The organism is Photorhabdus akhurstii (assembly GCF_019090985.1).
GTDB classification, from domain to species: Bacteria; Pseudomonadota; Gammaproteobacteria; order Enterobacterales; family Enterobacteriaceae; genus Photorhabdus; species Photorhabdus akhurstii.
Genome location: NZ_CP020335.1, coordinates 586,926 through 607,489, shown reverse-complemented (window position 1 = coordinate 607,489; position 20,564 = coordinate 586,926). Strand labels below are relative to the sequence as shown.

14 protein-coding genes are annotated in these 20,564 nt (G+C 42.1%); 7 read left to right on the top strand and 7 right to left on the bottom strand.

The genetic code is table 11. The features are described from left to right. The first annotated feature begins 92 nt into the window (after positions 1-92). From B0X70_RS02635 to crtB, 6 genes are all read left to right on the top strand, one after another. Positions 93-1,580, top strand: a complete 1,488-nt coding sequence (locus B0X70_RS02635) for a carotenoid oxygenase family protein (protein ID WP_110085912.1) — start codon at positions 93-95, stop codon at positions 1,578-1,580. Between the two features lie 147 nt (positions 1,581-1,727). Next, complete coding sequence (locus B0X70_RS02630) at positions 1,728-2,630, top strand: polyprenyl synthetase family protein (RefSeq protein WP_217470826.1); 903 nt, start codon at positions 1,728-1,730, stop codon at positions 2,628-2,630. A gap of 22 nt (positions 2,631-2,652) precedes the next feature. Next, positions 2,653-3,684 (top strand): type 2 isopentenyl-diphosphate Delta-isomerase, encoded by a 1,032-nt coding sequence (gene fni / locus B0X70_RS02625; protein ID WP_217470825.1) that lies wholly within the window; start codon positions 2,653-2,655, stop codon positions 3,682-3,684. Between the two features lie 113 nt (positions 3,685-3,797). Then, positions 3,798-4,973 carry a lycopene beta-cyclase CrtY gene (gene crtY, locus B0X70_RS02620; RefSeq protein ID WP_217470824.1) on the top strand — a complete coding sequence of 392 codons (1,176 nt, stop codon included), beginning with the start codon at positions 3,798-3,800 and terminating at the stop codon, positions 4,971-4,973. Next, entirely contained in the window at positions 4,966-6,447 is a 1,482-nt protein-coding gene (locus B0X70_RS02615) for a phytoene desaturase (protein ID WP_217470823.1), read from the top strand. Before crtY ends, B0X70_RS02615 begins: the two co-directional genes overlap by 8 nt. Continuing rightward, positions 6,444-7,370, top strand: a complete 927-nt coding sequence (gene crtB, locus B0X70_RS02610; RefSeq protein WP_105394573.1) for a 15-cis-phytoene synthase CrtB — start codon at positions 6,444-6,446, stop codon at positions 7,368-7,370. Before B0X70_RS02615 ends, crtB begins: the two co-directional genes overlap by 4 nt. A gap of 712 nt (positions 7,371-8,082) precedes the next feature. On the opposite strand, the gene B0X70_RS02605 is transcribed toward crtB, so the two are convergent. The 7 genes from B0X70_RS02605 to B0X70_RS02575 all read right to left on the bottom strand — a co-directional run bounded on the left by B0X70_RS02605 (position 8,083) and on the right by B0X70_RS02575 (position 17,479). Next, a complete protein-coding gene (locus B0X70_RS02605) occupies positions 8,083-10,563 on the bottom strand; it encodes a DEAD/DEAH box helicase (RefSeq protein ID WP_217470822.1) in 2,481 nt (826 codons plus the stop codon). Positions 10,564-10,574: 11 nt separating this feature from the next. Continuing rightward, entirely contained in the window at positions 10,575-11,501 is a 927-nt protein-coding gene (locus tag B0X70_RS02600) for a HamA C-terminal domain-containing protein (protein ID WP_217470821.1), read from the bottom strand. A 28-nt stretch (positions 11,502-11,529) separates the two neighbouring features. Then, positions 11,530-11,949 (bottom strand): hypothetical protein, encoded by a 420-nt coding sequence (locus B0X70_RS02595; protein ID WP_172909158.1) that lies wholly within the window; start codon positions 11,947-11,949, stop codon positions 11,530-11,532. Beyond that, entirely contained in the window at positions 11,942-13,975 is a 2,034-nt protein-coding gene (locus tag B0X70_RS02590) for an integrase (RefSeq protein WP_172909157.1), read from the bottom strand. Before B0X70_RS02590 ends, B0X70_RS02595 begins: the two co-directional genes overlap by 8 nt. Beyond that, positions 13,968-15,545: a site-specific integrase gene (locus tag B0X70_RS02585; protein ID WP_246593418.1), complete on the bottom strand. Its 1,578-nt coding sequence runs from the start codon at positions 15,543-15,545 to the stop codon at positions 13,968-13,970. The genes B0X70_RS02590 and B0X70_RS02585 overlap by 8 nt, the downstream gene beginning before the upstream one ends. Further along, positions 15,532-16,821 carry a tyrosine-type recombinase/integrase gene (locus tag B0X70_RS02580; protein ID WP_246593417.1) on the bottom strand — a complete coding sequence of 430 codons (1,290 nt, stop codon included), beginning with the start codon at positions 16,819-16,821 and terminating at the stop codon, positions 15,532-15,534. Before B0X70_RS02580 ends, B0X70_RS02585 begins: the two co-directional genes overlap by 14 nt. A 124-nt stretch (positions 16,822-16,945) precedes the next feature. After that, complete coding sequence (locus tag B0X70_RS02575; RefSeq protein WP_036811562.1) at positions 16,946-17,479, bottom strand: single-stranded DNA-binding protein; 534 nt, start codon at positions 17,477-17,479, stop codon at positions 16,946-16,948. Between the two features lie 236 nt (positions 17,480-17,715). Between B0X70_RS02575 and uvrA the strand changes: the two genes are divergently transcribed. After that, complete coding sequence (gene uvrA, locus B0X70_RS02570) at positions 17,716-20,550, top strand: excinuclease ABC subunit UvrA (protein ID WP_217470820.1); 2,835 nt, start codon at positions 17,716-17,718, stop codon at positions 20,548-20,550. Positions 20,551-20,564: the final 14 nt, after the last annotated feature.

Genomic DNA, 20,564 nt, shown 5'->3' with positions numbered 1-20,564 from the left:
AGTACTGTTACTTTAGTATCGTTGTATCTTTTTATAGAGCTCCAGTATTAAATCATTACCTATTATTCGGTTGTAAATATAGAGGTGAAGGCTTGAGCGATTTTGTATTCTCGAAAAACCATATGAATCCCTTTCAATCTCAGTTGGAGGAACTTGATTCAAAATTAGTTCCTATTGAGGGAAAGGTTCCTTCAGAGTTAAAAGGTACTTTCTTTAGAATTGGTCCCGGTCGCCTGCATAGAGGAGACGAATATTATAATCATCCATTTGATGGGGATGGGATGATATTTAAAGTAACGTTCAGTGATAATGGGATATTCTATAGAAACAGACATGTGTTAACAAAGGAATACTTAGAAGAGGAAGAAGCTCAAAGGTTACTTTATCGCTCCGTTGGAACCGTCCCCAGAAAACTAAAACTCAGGATGAGATTTTTTATTATTAAAAATCCGGCAAATACAAATATTGTGTATCACTCTCATAAACTTCTGGCGTTATGGGAAGGAGGAATGCCACATTTAATTAATCCGGTAACTCTTGAGACAATTTCAAAATATGACTTTTCTGGAAAGTTAAAAGCACGATTTTCTTTCCTTCCCAAACTTAACCTTCGTGAAGTACCATTTACAGCACATCCTAAAAAAATACCAAACGATGATAATTTATATGGATTTGGTGTGACATATGGTATTGGATCTAAGTTGACGCTATACAAAATAGACAGTGCCGGCGACATGACGGTTATACGCAACATTCCGCTTAAGAAAAGGTATTTAATTCATGATTTCATAGTGACAAAAAATTACTTTTTATTTTTTTTAGGTGGGCCGCATATAAATCTTAAGTTGAGGAATGTAATTGGCAATGAAAGCATCCTTGCATCCATGAATTCACGTGAAAGTGAAGATGGCCGGGTTCTTTTAGTTTCAAGAGAATGCCATGATGCGAAATTCTATGATGCAGTTCCTGGATTTATTTTTCATTTCGCAAATGGTTATGAAGATGCCGATGGGAATGTGATTTTCGACGCTTCATTTTGGAAGTCATTCCCAGTATTTACACAGAATATATTTAAAAATAATAGTTCAGAACTTTGTCGTTTTACTTTATGCACTGCATCCGGGAATGTTGATAAAGAAATTTTATTCAAGGGGAATACTGATTTCCCAGCCATAAACCCGACAGTCTGTGGTAGACAGCACAGATATGCCTGGTTCGTTTGTTGGGGGGATTCTGAAAGTGAAGGGAGATCAATAATTAAATTTGATTGTTTTGATAAGAGTGTATTAAGCCACAGTTTTGATAATGATTTGCCGGAAGAACCTGTTTTTGTAGCCAAACCGGGTTCTGTTAAAGAAGATGATGGTTGGCTTATTTTTAAGGTTTATGTCGAAAAATTGCACTGTACAGATGTCGTAGTTTTAAATGCTGATGATCTCTCAATGGCGTGCAGATTACGTTTGCCGCACCATATTCCTATGGGAATGCATCACTGCTGGATAAATGAAGTTATGCTATACCCTATGGATTTCAAGATGCATCGCGACGGCAAGGGAGTGAATCCCCGGGAGCATAGATAACTATGTGACCGGGGTGAGCGAGTGCAGCCAACAAAGAAGCAACTTGAAAGATGACGGGTATATAAGCCTGAAGCCTATTGTAATATAAGCTTATTATTGTTTTTCAAATGGCTTAGTGAAATTATTTACGTGATTCGGGAAATATTTATGAACGTCAGTACCGCACGAGCTATGAATTACGAAGAGACATTAATGGAGCTACAGAGTGCGCTACAACAGCACCTAGAACGGGTACTTCCTTCTGGAGCACCAGATGATAAAGTCTGCGCGGCCATGCGAGAAAGTACACTGGCGCCTGGAAAACGTATCCGCCCCCTCTTATTGCTACTCATAGTCCTAGATCTTGGAGAAAACCCCTGGAAGACTGACTTTCTACAGTTGGCATCTGCAATTGAAATAGTGCATGCCGCCTCATTAATTTTAGACGATCTTCCCTGTATGGATAATGCTGAGTATCGGCGCGGACGCCCGGCTATTCATCGGCAGTATGGTGAAAGTGTAGCGATCCTAGCGGCTGTAGCCTTGTTGAGCCGGGCTTTTGGCCTCATTGTAGAAACAAACCTTTCTGAACACGATAAATCCGCTGCTGTCGCCATACTTTCCCATGCGGTTGGTTTAAACGGTCTTGTCCAAGGACAGTTTCGCGATCTGAACAACACATTATGTGCTGGTAATTATCATGCCATTGCTACCACCAACGATTTAAAAACGGGTTTGCTTTTCGACACAACATTTCAGTTAGCGGCAATTGCTGTGAATGCGCCTGATATAACTCGTCAGGCATTGCGTCATGTATCACAACATCTGGGACAGGCGTTTCAATTACTGGATGACTTGAGCGATGACCTGAATAATACAGGGAAAGATATGTATCAGGATAAGGAAAAGTTAACAATGGTTACGCTACTTGGAAAATCTAAAGTGCATAAACACTTACGCAGGCACATCAGATATATTGATAAATATTTGGCGATAGTGTATCGCAGAAATTTAGCTTCACAATATTTTATACGACACTGGTTTGATAAAAATATTGCGATGTTTAATTAATTTCAACCTTGGCCCGAAAAAAATGAAAAAGATCGATCACACTCAGCGTAAGAATGAGCATCTGGATATTATATTCCGTCCTCCTCAAACTGAGCTCCAAGTAAGAACGGGGTTTGCTGAGTGGCGATTTCAGCATTGCGCTCTGCCAGAATTGGATCTGGACAGTATAGATCTTAAGTATTCCCTCTTTGGGAAAATTTTGCAGGCGCCACTGTTCATAAGCTCTATGACTGGAGGGGTTCATCGTGCTCATGCGATTAATCATCATCTTGCAGAGGCAGCTCAAGTATTGGGAATTTCAATGGGGGTTGGGTCGCAACGTGTTGCTCTTGAAAATGAAGCAAACGATGGGCTTAATCGCTCACTACGCCAGATAGCTCCTGATATTCTCCTTTTCGCTAATCTCGGGGCAGCCCAAATTCGTGGCGAACGCGGGTTTAATTATGCTCTGCGAGCAGTACAGATGATTGAAGCCGATGCTCTAATTATCCATCTGAATCCGCTACAAGAGGCGCTGCAACAGGAAGGAGACCGTAACTGGCGCCATATTCTATATGCTATTGAACAACTCGTAACAAAACTTGGGGTTCCTATAATTGTTAAAGAAGTAGGTTCAGGTTTATCGCTTCCTGTCGCACGCCAATTGGCAGAAGCTGGAGTCAGTATGCTGGATATAGCCGGGGCTGGGGGAACCAGTTGGGCAGCGGTTGAAGCAGAACGAGCATCCACACCGTATCACCGCGCATTAGCAATGGCATTTGCTGACTGGGGAATTCCGACCGCGACAGCACTGCGTGAAATACGCGAAGCACTCCCAAATATGCCACTGATCGCCTCTGGCGGTATCAGAAATGGTGTTGATGCCGCCAAAGCTTATTGCATGGGGGCACAATTGGTCGGCCAAGCCGCTGCCGTCATACATAGCGCCGCCCTCTCCACAGATGCAGTTATAGAACATTTCCAATTAATTATTGAGCAGATAAAAGTCGCCTGCTTTTGCACAGGGAGCGCCGATATTGCCGCGCTGCGTACAGCTGTTTTGCTACCAACATGAGTCTTTCCGCTATGACTGAATATCTTTGATCTCTTTCAACAAACACGAATTTCCGTGATGTATATGACTCTTGGTGAGGTTAATAACTTTGTGATTGTCGGAGGATCAACAAAATGATGTACGACTGGGATCTGATTTTGGTGGGAGGAGGATTGGCCAACGGGCTGATCGCAATGCGTTTCCAGCAGTGTAAACCACATCTGCGAGTGTTGCTTATTGAAAACACAGAAACAATAGGAGGCAATCACACGTGGTCATTTCATCAACATGATCTTACTGAGGCGGAACATGAGTGGATAGCACCGCTGATCACCTATCACTGGTCAGGTTACGACGTCATTTTTCCAGCATTTCAACGCACATTGCCACATTCATATTTCAGTATCACATCCCAACACTTTGCAAACATACTCCATGCGTATTTGGGCGAGCGTATACAGACTCGTGTATTGGTACAGGAGCTAACTCCACAGAAAGTCTACTTACAGGACGGCACATCTCTAAGTGCCGGCGCAGTCATTGATGGGAGAGGCTGGCGACCAGGACCATTTATGGGGAGTGGCGCCCAGGCATTTTTTGGTCAGGAATGGGAGCTGGAAGAGGCGCACTCTTTAACCCACCCGATTTTAATGGATACCAGTGTGGGGCAGGATACAGGTTATCGATTTATCTATGTCCTGCCGTTCTCCTCAACTCGTCTGCTGATAGAGGACACTCATTACGTTGATCGGGGGCCACCTGATAAAACCTTGTCGCAAGCAACTATCGCAGAGTACGCGAAGAAGCATGGCTGGAAACTGGGTAAACTCATTCGAGAAGAGAGCGGTTGTCTTCCAATTACACTTACGGGAGATTTTACCTCTTTCTGGGCACAACTAGCAGGACAGCCCACCTGTGGGTTGCGTGCAGCTCTGTTTCACCCCACAACAGGCTACTCTCTGCCACACGCCATTCGGTTGGCAGATCGTATTGTCGCTCTGCCGGAGCTTACCGATACCTCCTTATTTATTACCCTCAAGGATTACGCACGACAGCAGTGGCAACATCAGCGCTTTTTCCGTCTTCTAAATCGCATGCTCTTCCTAGCTGGAGCTCCACAACAACGTTGGCAGGTAATGCAACGTTTCTATCAACTTTCCCCAGATCTGATTGCACGTTTCTATGCGGAGCAACTTAATTCCGTCGATAAGGCCCGGATTCTCATAGGGAAACCACCAGTGCCGATAAAGGATGCCTTAAAGGCAATGTTTAAACAACACAAGAAGCTTCAGGATTTTTATCATGATTAAAGCGCTGGTAATTGGTGCTGGTTTTGGTGGGCTGGCACTAGCAATAAGGCTCCAGTCTGCGGGAATTCCGACATGTATTTTGGAGCAACGGGATAAACCAGGTGGACGCGCTTATGTTTATAAGGAACAGGGGTTCACCTTCGATGCCGGCCCCACCGTAATCACCGCTCCCAATGTCATTGAAGAATTGTTTACACAGGCTGGTAAACGTATGACTGATTACGTCGATTTACTTCCCGTTCGCCCTTTTTATCGGCTCTGTTGGGAGTCGGGTAAGATATTTGATTACGACAACGATCAGCAACATCTGGAAGCACAAATCCATACATTCAATCCAAGAGATGTTAACGGGTATCGACGCTTTCTGGATTATTCCCGGGAAGCCTTTAATGAAGGCTACCTGAAACTTGGAACGGCGCCCTTCCTCTCTTTTCGCGACATGTTGAGCGCGGCTCCACAGTTGATACGTCTACACGCATGGCGTAGTGTTTATAGTCAGGTGGCACGCTTTATCAAGGATGAAAGCCTGCGCCAGGCATTTTCATTTCACTCGCTACTGATAGGAGGCAACCCCTTTGCTGTATCTTCTCTCTATACTTTGATCCACGCGCTGGAACGAGAATGGGGAGTTTGGTTTCCGCGTGGAGGAACCAGCGCCTTGGTTGAGGCAATGGTGAAATTGTTTACTGACATTGGTGGCAAAATTGAGCTTAATGCAAAGGTAAAACGCTTCACCACCCATGCCAATCGGGTCACAGGTGTACAATTAACTGATGGACGAAATATGACATGTGACGTTGTGGCCTCAAATGCCGATGTTATTCATACCTATAAGCACCTGCTGGGTCATCATCCGGTCGGAATAGCCCGCGCCCGAACACTAGTGCGTAAACGAATGAGCAACTCACTGTTCGTGCTTTATTTCGGTCTGAACCATCACCACGCTCAATTAGCCCATCATACAGTTTGCTTTGGTCCACGCTATAAGGAACTCATCGAAGATATTTTTTACCATGACCGACTGGCGGAGGATTTTTCACTCTATCTCCATGCCCCCTCTGTTACTGATCCATCCCTTGCTCCCCGAGGATGCGCAAGTTACTACGTTCTGGCCCCTGTACCACACTTGGGGACAGCTAATTTAAACTGGGATATAGAGGGGCCACGCTTACGTGACCGTATTTTCGCGTATCTGGAAAAGCACTATATGCCCGGTCTGCTCAAGCAGTTAGTCGTTCATCGTATTTTTACCCCATTTGATTTTCGTGACCAACTAAATGCCCATCTAGGTTCGGCTTTCTCCTTTGAACCGTTGCTGACACAAAGCGCCTGGTTCCGACCACACAATCGGGACAGCCGCATTGATAATCTGTACCTCGTCGGCGCAGGCACGCATCCTGGAGCAGGTATTCCCGGCGTGATTGGATCAGCAAAAACCACAGCCACATTGATGTTAGAGGATATCGTTAGATGAATCCCGCGTTACTTAAACACGTTACTCAGATAATGGAGCAAGGCTCAAAAAGTTTTGCCAGTGTCACCCGACTTTTCGATACAGCAACACGACACAGCACAATGATGCTGTACGCCTGGTGCCGTCATTGTGATGATATAATAGACGGGCAAGAACTGGGGAAACAAATAAGCAGTGTTGATAAGTATAGCACCCGCGAGAAACTTCAAATGCTGCAATACCTGACGAGGCAGGCTTATGACGGTTTGCCAATGACCGAACCTGCTTTTGCAGCCTTTCAGATAGTAGCTCTGAGTAATGAAATCCCTCAGCAACAAGCCTTCGAACATCTGGAAGGATTCGCAATGGATGTACTCTGTGAGCCTTACAGAACGTTGGATGATACTCTGAGATATTGCTACCATGTCGCGGGAGTGGTTGGGCTGATGATGGCAAGGGTTATGGGGATTCGCGAGGCGAGTGTGCTGGATAGGGCCTGCGATCTAGGAATTGCTTTTCAGTTAACTAACATTGCTCGGGATATTATTGAGGATGCGAAGGCTGGTCGTTGCTATCTTCCGCTAGAATGGCTTTACCAAGAAGGGCTAATGCCAGACACACTTATTTATACCGAAAACCGTCCTGCGCTAGCTCGGGTGGCATCCCGATTGATTGTAGAAGCGGAGTCTTATTATACCTCCGCTCTAACAGGACTTGTTGGTTTACCTTTGCGTTCAGCCTGGGTCATAGCTTCTGCTCATGGTATCTATCGTGAAATCGGCATTAAAGTGCAACAAGCAGGAGTACGGGCCTGGGAATGCAGACAAAGAACTAACCGTGGAGAGAAGGTTACCTTATTAATGGCTGGCGCAATGCAGGCGCTTATGTCTCGGGTGGCAATAACAACGCCTCGCGATCCCAAATTGTGGCAGCGACCTCATTAAAAATTAACTCCACTTATGGTAAAAGAATCTGTTTATGTAAAACAAGAGTGGCTGGCGCAAAGTAGGTTATTTCCCCGCAACCAGCCTTTTCCTGACATGCTGCACTCCCCTCCCTCTTTCGAAGTGCAAACCCATTACTGAGTAAGAATTTTAGTCAGGCTCTCAATAGGCACTCCAACAGCCTATGATTATCACAGAAAAACATAATAACCATTTGTTTTATAAAGAAAAATATCGAACTCAGAACGGTTGTTCTTACCTAATACTAAAGATATAACCATAACAAATTGTTTTATAATTAATTTTTTAATAAATCATGATAAATGTAAAATATATTGTTAATTTATAAGGAAAATCAATCTGAATTTTTTACAAATAATCTAAATATCAAACATCTTTATTCACATCGCATGCAGTACTAGATCAGAATTATTTTTTAGCTAAGCTTCAGATCCGCTAAGTGCCTTTTTATAATCCGATACTTTATAGGGCTAGACTCCAGCATTTTTAGACGCTCGGCTCCATAAACTTTGCAGGAGCAGTTTTATTTTCATCGCTCTAAGCTACATGTAATGGTCCAAAAAAGTGGGCCATTACATTCTGATACTTAGAAAATAATCAGTTCAATTTAAGGGTGGGTTTTCTTGATCACGAGCCACTATCACAGCCTAATTTTATATAATCATTCAAAAAATTAATGGGTTAATTCATATCAAGATAAATGTTCCACCTGCTTCCGTTCCCAATAATTTAATTTTGATAAAACTTTACCGAGATCTAACGATCTCTGATTGTTATGAAGGGCGCTAATTTTTATAGCGGTCTCTCTGGGAACACCTCTATCTGAAAGAAATCTAGCCATAGGTGTATACATGCCGAGTTCTATGTTCATTATAATACTTGATTCATTACTACCCATATCTGCTACCGGCTTCAATAACATGGGTAAACCGAAGCTAACATGCTTTGTTAATTTCTCTATTTCACCATCAATTTTATCATCAATTCCATCTGCATCAGCTCCAAATCTATCCAACAAGATAGATTGTAATGTCTTCTCTCGTACCCAGTTCTCTGCACCTTTAGCTATCCCATACATGTATTTTGGATCGTCAATATTCCCAAAGAATTTCGTGAAATAGTAAGGAAAATTTTTACTAAGAATTTCCATCCATTCAAGAAAATTCTGACACATTCCAGATTGATATGGCGTTAAAACCAAAGGGTTATTTATGTGATTATATATAACATATAACTTATCTAAGTCCAATGGATCCCAATACCGATTAGATAAAACGACTTCCTTCGGGATTGATATCTTTTCTAAGCTAGCCTTGGTTGCCGAAATTAAAGAATCATCAATGCTGATACCAACATCGCGCAACCTTGAAACAGCCTTATCACCGTGTCGATATAACATTTGCCTAATGTGAGTTATTAAAGCTTTTGAAGGGGCATCTTCTACAATATCTGCGTTAGATAAAGAGTCACCAATAAAGTCCGAATTTCTGTCATAAATCTCATGATATCCGGTACTTATATCCTTATATTCATCAGGGAACATTGAGTTTTCTTCATTCTGACTAGAGCCTGCAAAAGAACTTTCATCAAGAACAATGGTTCGACCAATAAAATCAGTCAATAACCTTCCTGCTCGCCCACGTAAATTTGCAAACTCATAACTAGATAAAGATACGGACTCACCACGCTTCCTTGTGAACAGATGCGGGTTTCTCACAACAACATTCTTTGCTGGCAAGTTGACTCCTTGCATTAAAGTTGTTGTGCAAAACAGCTGCTTTATTAGTTTTTCTGAAGTTGCATGTTCTATGCTTTTCCGTACATGCATTGGGGTTTTACCTGTATGGTAAGCTACCCCAGACTCAACTATAGATGCCAATTCATATTTATTATGTACAGAGTCCCTGAAGTATTTACCTAAGCTATCAAGACTTTGATTTTTCTGTGAGTTTCGAAAAATAGAATATGCTTTTGCAGATTTTCTTGCTTGATTCGAGGTGGGAGAAAATATAACACTCACATCATCATTTAATTCAGAAAGGATTCGATGAAGATATTCGTTAAATTTTTCAGTATATGAAACTTGCCCAAACCCATTAATATGAAACGTATTTTGAATGGCAAACTGCAAGGGAGTATCGAATAATGGAGAATACTGATTGAATATATATTTATCATTCTTTTTTGATACAGAATAAGTCAAACTCAAAACAGGGGGAGCTTCAGTAGATTTTTCAGAGGATGGTTCCCCGAATATTTGAAACCCTAAATTTCCTATATTTTTCAGCCGAGGGCCACTAAGGATTATTTTATCAACTTCAATATCATTCCTCACATCAATTAAAACATCATATAGGATTTTCGAACGACCTTCGCCTTCATTTGCTACTCGCTCAATATTTTGTATTTCATCTACAACGAGCAAATCAATACTACTAATAGCATCTTCTGAAAATAAAATTATAGCTCTTTCTTGTGTCACAACATAAATAAATTTATCTAAATCACTCACATATGAATTGAGGATTTCGATATCATTTTGATGATGAGTCTTTAGTAACTTAGCAAGATCTGAAGAAACCTGACTAATCAAACTTAATGTGGGAACAACATATATAATACGACTAGCTCCTTTGACAATTAAATCAATAATCTTTAAATAAATTAAAAAAGACTTCCCTGCTGATGTTGGAGCAGATATTCCGATTAACTTATTTTCATCAATATTTTTCCAGATATCAGTTTGGAAAGAAGTTAATGTATAACTTTTCTTATTGACCGTAACTTGATTTTTCAAGTCATGAGCTAATATTCTTATTTTATCAAAATAACTAGATAGTGGAGAATAAACACCTGTTTCCTTCAGGTTAGTATCTAACATCATACTACTTGGAGAGAATCCAATTTCAGATAGTATAGGTGTAATTATTTGCCTTAAGTTGTCTTTAATCTCAGTTTCAGAATGCGTCCACAAAACAGATACTGCAATTATAGACAATTGACGACTAAAATCGGTTATTTCACCGTTAGAAATCTCCTTCAATAAATTCAATGCAGACAAGCACAATTGATATGGCACAGTCTTTCTCTCTGAATTAATCAATTTAAGTTGACAAGCAAAGTTATGATGCTCAATTTCTAGTAGCTGTCGTATAATAGTTCGGTATGACATTGAAATTCCCTTTAAAATTTAGCAAGTAGTTGGTCTAGCGACCATGTTGGAAAAACTATATAGTGTATTCTGTCAATCACGACATCTCTTCTCAAACTATATAAATTTTCATCTACATTGTTCCATCGACTAGTCAAACATTCTTTAATTTTTTCCAAAATTTCTTCTTGGGAAGGTGCGTCAATTTTTTGATTTTCTTCGTAAGCGATCAAGCAGACCAATTCAAATCTTGGGTTTAATATTTTTCCATCTTTTAAAGATTTCGCAATTTTTTGTAATTCAGGTTCAATAAAATCATCATGTTGGTATAAAACTAATTCATTATCTATATTCTCGAACGAATCAATAATACTTTTAACGGATGCTTCTAATGCCTTGTTAAAACTATATTTAGATTCGTAGCATTTAGATTCACCTAAAATAAACAACTGTTGATGACTATCTTCTCGAAAATGAATAGCATCAGCTCCGTGCCTCTCAATGCCTGGATTTGTAGTAATAGACATCTTTCTTAACAATGGTGGAGCTTTAAAGAAGTGTTGAATGAAGTTAAATAAAAGTAGTTCTCCATATTGCCCTTGTGGATGTCCTTTCCTAAATTTTAGGTCTGCAACTTCAGCAATATAAGCTGCTGTGTTTTGATAGTCATCATTTCTTTTAGACAGCTCATCATCGAAAATTTCTTTATATTTTGACTTTGAGTAGACCCAATTGGTTGCTGTACTTTTTAATTCTCTTATAAACCCACCCCTTAATTCTTTAATATCTACATATTTTATGGCTACCCCCCTGTGCGAAGCAGCTCTAGGTGATGATATTTTTTGCTCAAACCAAAACATTTGGTTGAATAGAGATTCCGTATTTGTCAATAGGTGATCAAACTTCAAGATATTGCTCCTCACTACATCCCACCATACATTACCTGTTAAATGGCTCATTACGCAACTCTAATATAGAACCTACTAATTACCGAGTTTCTTTATCCGAACGTTCACGATCAATTTTAGGCATTGCCATATTAAGCTGCGATTCCTTCATTCCATGCTTGTAAGCGTTATATTGCCAAACAACAAACAGTTGCTTGTATTTACGATTCTGCTCTTTCAACTCTGCTAATTCAGCCTCTAAATTTGCGATACGCGATGCCGCTGCATTTAAACTAGCAGGACGAGGCTTTTTAGGTGCTTTCCCTTTTAATGCATCCTTTTTTGTCTGATACGCGGTCGTAATAGCATCATGAGCATTAAGTGATTGCCTGGTTGGTAACTTTCCAATTAGTGGTTGTGCTTCAGAGCAGATCGCTGACCACGTAAGTTTAGAATCTTCCCAACCGCGAATAAGATTTACGATCGCTGCGATGTCTTTTTTGCTGAGATGTTTAGCCAAAACCGCCTCCAAGCATTTTCGTCAAATCTTCTAGTATCGAAGCTTCTTCTTTATTATCAGGACTATTCTTACTAATTATTTCTAAAGTTTTTTTCTTGGCAACACGACGTAATTGACTGAAGTCATTACCTCGCAATTTTACCTGCGCGCCATCTTTGATCTCTGGATTTTCCAAAATGCTTACAAGTTCACGCAACCTAGTTGCCGTTTTCTGATGATATGTCATCCATCTGTCAGCTCCCATATCTCCTTCTTCAACCGCCTTTTCAGCATTGAATAGCAGTTTTTGAGTTCTCTCCAGCCGTTCTTTCATACGATCCAGTTTGTCAGAATCGCCTTTAACACAAATTTGCTCAGTACAATTAATACAATCCCGATATTTTTCACAGGGACTCATTGTGTAATCGTGGACGCAGAAACCATATTCGGTTATGTGAGCAGCAGCTTGTTCCAGCGTGTTAAATTCTTGAGCTGTTACTGGCAGGTGTTTCTCGACCTTTCCAACAGGACCAAACATTGTTTTTGATGTATCAATACGCTCTGCCATTGCGACCATTTCATACTCAGTCATGTGATTGTAAGTACGGTTTTGTTTTACATCAGCTCGCCCTGACCACTTAGCAATTTCAAGATTTGAAAGACCACCACGTTGCCCAATGGTATTAAGTAAATGTCTGGCCTGATGTGATGTCACCTTCAAGCGCTCCCCCGTCTCGGAAACATACCCATGGCGATCAAATATGCTTCTATGTACCCCTTCTAATGATTTTCTTGGACTTAAATCATTATTGAAGAAGCTATGCATTGGCTTCATTATTTCGACTGGGGACTTAGATCTGTTGCCGTGAAATTGATTTTTGTTAAGCGCAAACAATGCATTGTTGTACTTAATACCTTTGTCTTTATCAAACCACGGAAAATCCTTAGGTAACCGCTCTTTGACATGTAGCCAAAGGCTGTTCAGAGTATGAACACCATCTTTCATTTCTAACTTTCTTCCGAATAAACCTGATCTACAGTTTTTAACAGTGTCACTTGCCAACCCTAATGCTTGGCATGCTTGCTTCATAGTTAGCGGAGTATCATCAGATATATTAGGACAGTCTTTGTGACGGTAAAATTTGTTAGGATTTTTCTCTATCCATTCAGCTAGTTTTCGAGCTTCTAAAGAAAGTTTCTTTGCTCGCTTGACCGCGATCTTTGCAACCTCTGCCATGACAGAGGGTATCCATTTAATGTCTCCCTCATACCCTTTTTCTGCGAAAAATCGCCAACCGTAACGTTCAACACCCTTTTTATCTTTCTCTATCACTTCACAGTCCACAGGCAAGGCAAGCACCTCAGAAATACGAGAAGGTGCTGACATTAACATTGCGAATACGGATGTTGTGAAAATGTCTCGGTCATCAACCGGTTGATTGGCAAATATTTCAGCCAACGCATTTAGCGCAATTTCATTTGGGAGTTTTTTCTCTCTTGCGATTTTCGCTTCTTTGCCCGTTTTAATTGTGTCAGCCGGACGAGGAATGGGACTGTTCCACGTTTTTAAATTGGCAGGAATTAAGTGATTAACAGAAACAAACTCTGCCAACCTTTCGATTTCTCTTCCGCAATGGTAAGCAGCACCCGCTGAATAATACTGTTTCGCTAATACGACAGCTTCATCTAAGCAGGTAATAGATAAGCCTGCAATTAACGCGTTTCCATTTACCTGAATTAGAGCAGACTCAAGTACTCGTAACGCTTTGAGCTCATTTTTTGTCCCGGTGGGATTATGGCCCTGTTGATAACGAAAATACGCTTTTCCAAACTCAACAAAATCCTTACTCATCAATTGTTCAGGCTTTGGTTTACGAGTAGTCACACCCAGCTTGGCGAATACAGCAACTTTTGGCCAGACACAGGCATTCCACTCCAAGTCAGAGCCAAATACAGTAAGTTCGTCACGACATTTTGCTATAAAGGCGTTCAAGTTGGCCTCTCCGGTTAATTCAGTTTTTGGTTTAAACTGAAAGATATCAGCCATTTTCTAATACCTCTTGCTTTTCTAGCTCTGTCCGCCGTTTCTCGCACTGTAAGATAACGCCAGCCACGGCGACTATACTTCTGTCGAGTACTGCTGCAACTTCAATATCGCCAGTGATCTCTTTAACTCGTTCCCTGTCATCAAGTAGATCCTGATATACCTCATTATGTGGGCCGTCTAGCCAAGGCTGGAAATGAATACATGTATAACAGGGGATGGGAACATTAGCCCCACAAAATCCATGCTCACCACATGTGCCAACACCTTTGCCAATACCTGTGCGAATGCGGCTACTGGGATCATCACCACGTTTAGCGTCTTTTTCTGAATCAACCAAAACACCAGCAAATGCTTGGGCATAGGGCGCTAATTGAAATCCAACAGCCTCATCAAGTCTCTCCACATGCTCAGGGATATTTTTGACGTATACACCAGCATTTTGAGTATCTCTGTGATCCAAAAGTTCTGCAATGACCAACTCACCAAATCCCTCACGAGCTGCTCTGGTTCCAGTGGTGTACCTGAATCGTCGAGCATTAATAAACAGGTTTTCACCTGTTCGCTCGGACTTAACTCCAGACGCTTCTGCTACAAACTGAAGTGTATCTGTCACTTCAACAGCAGAAATATGGAGTTTGTCACTGGTAAGCAATGATCTGTATTCAGCCGGAGAGATAACTCGAAGTGCCACGTTATGATCAGGAAACAGAGGCACTTGTTGCCGGTCTTGTTCTTGTAATTGAAACCCCAGCTTTTTTTCGATTAGCGAAACTGCATTCTTAGCTTGAGCAGACAGAATCGCCCACAATTCCTGAGTAATAGCAAAGGGCTTAAACTCGGCCCTAAAACCTTCACCATGCTTACCTCTGGGGACATTAAGCACATAGAAGGGTTCTCCTTTGTTGTTCGTACCACAAAGGACATCAATAACTCTTAGATGGGAAACCTGGATTGGCCGACGACCAGTATTGCTAGTTGTCAGTGAGATAGCCAATTCGGAAAGTGTTATCAGATCTAGCTCATACACTTTTACAGCACCTTCGTTGAACGCCTGCAACTCATTGTCAGTTAACGGTCCTTGAGTGGGATCTTTACGCTTTACTGCATCTCCCTTCCGGTTGCCTTTGATTTTCCAGCCATCAAGCAATTGAATAATATCTTCGCTTACACCAAAGTATCCAAGCTTATGCCATCTCCTCAAAAAACCTCTGATGGTTCCTAAATACCACTCTGTTGCTTTGGTCAGTGAAGCACGGTAATTGATTAGTACCGTGTCAGTAATTTCATCAGCACCAGTTTCTCGAAGCATGTGCTGAAATCGTTCGATGACATTTTTGGTATGACTAGCTGAAAGGTTTGAAGCATAAAAACCTAAGGTTTTGAGACAACCCTTAAGTATTTCTCCTGATAGCTTTTCATGTATAACCGCCAGATTAGTGGACGTGTTTTTGTCTAACCTCCATACGGACTCATCAAGGTTAAAATGATAACCTCGCGCTTTCGCTGGAATATCTACTACCTCATTACTTTGATTAGTAGTGACTGATACAGATAACTTATTCGCCGTCACCTTTCAACTCCTTAGGTAAGCGAATTCCGCTACTTGCTTGCAGGGCTAAAGCAGCTTTATTTGCCTGCTCCTGTTTAAATCGTTTGTTGTAGTGCGCAGCAGAGCCTGAACCGGGCTTCCAACCCATTAAATACGAGCGAATTTGTTCCTGTCTTTCTTCGCCCAGCGGAGTACCCATCGAGTCCATTTGCTCTGAAAATTTTCGATTCCATGTATGACGTAACATATGACCTGTGAGAGCATACAACTGCGGAGATACAGCTTTGACGACCAATAAGACTTTATGATAACCAGATTTAGATATCGGCTGACCTACCGTAGGACCTGATTTATGTGTCACGAAGAGGAAACTATTCCTTTTTGCGTTCGGAACCTTGCGGCGATCTTTCGTAACATAATCATACAGTTCTTTACTCAAGGTTTCGGCCATCGGAATGGTTCTCTCAAGTGTTTTCGCATTAGGTTCCTTGATACGATGATCATCCGCTTCGTCTGCTCGCCTAACCACTTTTACTTGGTGTTTAGAAAAATCGATATCTTCAATCTTCAGATTGAGTAACTCTCCCCCTCTAAGACCTAAATGATAAAGCATCAAAACCATTAGTCGGTTACGGCTTTGTACTTCAACACAAAATGGATTGTGTTGGGAGTCAATCCTGAGCACTTCAAATAAGGCTTCAACTTGAATATCATCCAGTGAACGATCTTTATCTTGATTGCGACTTTTCTTCGACGGACGTCTTGATTTTATTTGTGCTTCTATCTTATCTATCAGATTGGATTCATTTGCATCTGGCTTTGAAATTATATGGTTTGCAAACCAGCTAAAATACTCCGCAATAGTGGTCAAGCGCATATATTGGGTCACAGATTCAACAATGCCCCTGGTTTCCTCCAATTCATCCAAACTGAACATGTTCAAAACTGTCTCATCAACAGGCTTGGTCAAAAATTGGCGCTGAGTAAAATCTCGCAAATCATCCAGTTCATGTATTTCAAAAAACTGTCGGTTCAACACGCGGTCTTCAAGATTAATTACCCGTCGTTCCAAAAATCGGAGAAAAACAACTAAATTATTAGCTGCCGATACAATAGATGAATAAGAGTAGGATTTACTGTTACGCAACTGGGTGGTGAGAAATAAATTTGGGTAATGCAGTGGCAAGCCACTTGCGCGATCTATAACCAAGCAGTATCGCTCACCACTATTCATCAAAAATGTCGTTGTTCCATAATCTGTACTCATGACGACCTCTATTTCTTTACGCTTTTTCAAGGTACACCATATACAAAATATGAACAACTTATTTTTTACATAAAAATTTCATTATAAAAATAAAAAGCCCTTATAAATAAGGGCATTGATTTAATTTCTTTACACTTTCACTCTTAGGTGAACTCTAGAACGGAATATCGTCATCAAAATCCATTGGCGGCTCACTGCTTTGTGGAGCAGAGGATTGAGCTGGGCGCGAAGGAGCGCCGCCACCGCTGAACTGCTGAGATTGTTGCTGTGGTTGTGGCTGCTGTGGCTGTCCCCAACCGCCGCCTTGCGGTTGGCTATCCTGGAAATTACCACCACCAGCACGACCACCCAACATTTGCATGGTTCCGCCCATGTTTACCACTACTTCTGTGGTGTAACGCTCTTGACCGTTCTGATCCTGCCATTTGCGGGTTTGCAGAGAACCTTCAATATAAACCTGTGAACCTTTACGCAGGTATTCACCCGCCACTTCCGCCAGTTTGCCAAACAAAACAACCCGGTGCCATTCAGTCTTCTCTTTCATCTCGCCGGTCTGTTTATCGCGCCAGCTTTCAGAAGTCGCCAGAGTAATGTTAGTCACTGCACCGCCGTTTGGCATATAGCGGACTTCCGGGTCTTGCCCCAGGTTACCGATTAAAATAACTTTGTTTATGCCTCTGCTGGCCATTGGGAATACTCCTGATGAAATGAATTTCTACAATTATTAAGCAACACAGTTTAACATGCGATACTAAAAATGAAACGCAGCCGCTTTAGAACGAACTTTGCGAAGCTCACCGTAATTTAATTCCGTACTTATTACATTATTTCACTTAAATACTGTATATCTAATCAGTCAACTCTGTGTAATAATAACTCACTTATTATTATTTATGCACGTATGAATAACCCGGGAAATGGTTCATGGATAACATCGAAGTTCGGGGCGCACGTACCCACAATCTCAAAAATATCAATCTGATAATCCCCCGAGACAAGCTGATAGTTATCACCGGTTTGTCCGGTTCAGGTAAGTCTTCTCTAGCATTTGATACGCTTTATGCCGAGGGGCAGCGTCGTTATGTGGAATCGCTTTCAGCTTATGCGCGTCAGTTTCTGTCACTGATGGAGAAACCTGATGTTGACCATATTGAAGGATTATCCCCGGCTATTTCTATTGAGCAGAAATCTACTTCCCATAACCCACGTTCAACTGTGGGGACTATTACCGAAATTCATGATTATCTGCGTTTGTTGTTTGCCCGTGTAGGTGAACCACGTTGCCCAGATCACGATATTCCATTGACGGCACAGACTGTTAGTCAGATGGTAGATAATGTGCTAACTCTGCCAGAAGGTCATCGCCTGATGTTACTGGCGCCGATCGTGAAAGAGCGAAAAGGCGAACACACTAAGTTACTAGATAATCTGGCAGCACAAGGTTATATCCGCGCCCGTATTGATGGTGAAGTCTGTGATCTATCCGATCCGCCGAAATTAGAATTACAGAAAAAACATACGATTGAAGTGGTCATTGATCGCTTTAAAGTTCGTGCCGATCTGGCACAACGCCTGGCCGAATCTTTTGAAACAGCGCTGGAACTTTCAGGTGGTACCGCTATTGTCGCCAATATCGATGATAATACAGCCGAGGAGCTGATTTTCTCTGCTAACTTTGCGTGTCCTGCATGTGGCTATAGCATGAGTGAGCTGGAACCTCGCCTATTCTCTTTTAACAACCCAGCCGGGGCTTGCCCGACTTGTGATGGTTTAGGTATTCAGCAATTTTTTGATCCCGATAGAGTCATTCAGAATGGTGATATCTCCCTGGCTGGTGGTGCAATTCGTGGCTGGGATCGCCGTAATTTTTACTATTTCCAGATGCTACGTTCATTGGCAGAACATTATAAATTCGATATCGAAGCACCCTTCAATTCCCTCAGCGCCAATATTCAGAAAGTGGTGTTGTACGGTTCCGGTAAACAATCCATCGAATTTAAATACACCAATGACCGTGGCGATACCACGGTACGCAATCACCCATTTGAGGGTGTACTGCATAATATGGAACGCCGTTATAAAGAGACGGAATCCACCGCTGTCCGGGAGGAGCTGGCGAAATATATTAGTAACCGCTCGTGTATTTCCTGCCACGGAACCCGCTTACGTAAAGAAGCCCGCTACGTATTTATTGAGAATACCACTCTCCCGGAGATCTCAGATTTCAGTATCGGCCATGCGATGGATTTTTTTCAAAACATGAAACTCAGTGGTCAACGTGCGCAAATTGCTGAAAAAGTACTGAAAGAGATCCGCGACCGTCTGAAATTCTTGGTTAATGTTGGTCTGAATTATCTGACTCTCTCTCGTTCTGCCGAAACTCTGTCCGGTGGCGAAGCTCAACGTATCCGCCTTGCCAGCCAGATTGGCGCCGGTTTAGTGGGAGTGATGTATGTACTTGATGAACCTTCTATCGGGTTACATCAGCGGGATAATGAACGCTTGCTGGAAACGCTAATCCACTTACGCAATCTGGGAAATACCGTGATTGTGGTTGAACACGATGAGGATGCCATCCGGGCTGCCGACCATATCATTGATATCGGTCCCGGTGCCGGCGTGCACGGTGGTGAAATCGTCGCGGAGGGCACAGTTAAAGATATTATGGTGAGCAAAGATTCACTAACAGGTCAATTCCTGAGTGGAAAGCGTGAAATTGCCATCCCAGAGAAGCGTATCCCGGCAGATCCAAAAAAGATGCTGAAACTGATTGGAGCAAAAGGTAATAACCTGAAAAATGTGACGTTCAATCTGCCAGTTGGGTTATTTACTTGTATTACCGGGGTTTCTGGTTCCGGTAAATCAACGCTAATTAATGATACTCTGTTCCCCATCGCCCAACGCCAGTTAAATGGCGCGACCAATATCACTCCTGCCCCTTATATCGATATTCAAGGGCTAGAGCATTTCGATAAAGTGATTGATATTGACCAGAGTCCGATTGGCCGAACTCCCCGCTCTAACCCGGCAACTTATACCGGCGTATTCACACCAGTCCGTGAATTGTTCGCTGGCGTACCTGAATCACGCGCCCGTGGTTACACACCTGGACGATTCAGTTTTAACGTTAAAGGTGGGCGCTGTGAAGCTTGCCAAGGTGATGGCGTTATTAAGGTAGAAATGCACTTCTTGCCTGATATTTATGTCCCTTGTGATCAATGCAAAGGTAAGCGTTATAACCGTGAAACACTGGAAGTAAAATATAAGGGCAAGAATATCAATGAAGTATTGAATATGACGATCGAAGAAGCTCGTGAATTCTTTGATGCAGTTCCTGCCCTAGCCCGTAAACTGCAAACCCTCATGGACGTTGGCCTTTCTTACATCCGTCTGGGTCAATCAGCAACAACGCTATCAGGTGGTGAAGCGCAGCGAGTAAAGCTGGCGCGTGAGCTATCCAAGCGCGGAACCGGGCAGACGTTATATATTCTTGATGAGCCAACAACAGGTTTGCATTTTGCTGATATTCAGCAACTATTAGCGGTTCTGCATCAGTTACGCGATCAAGGGAATACCATTGTGGTTATTGAACATAACCTTGATGTAATTAAAACCGCTGACTGGATCGTGGATCTTGGCCCGGAAGGAGGTAGCGGTGGCGGCGAGATTCTGATTTCGGGTACACCAGAAGAGGTCGCCAAATGTGAGAAATCACATACTGCACGTTTCCTGAAACCTCTATTAAAGAAACAAGCATAATCGGCAAACAGGGG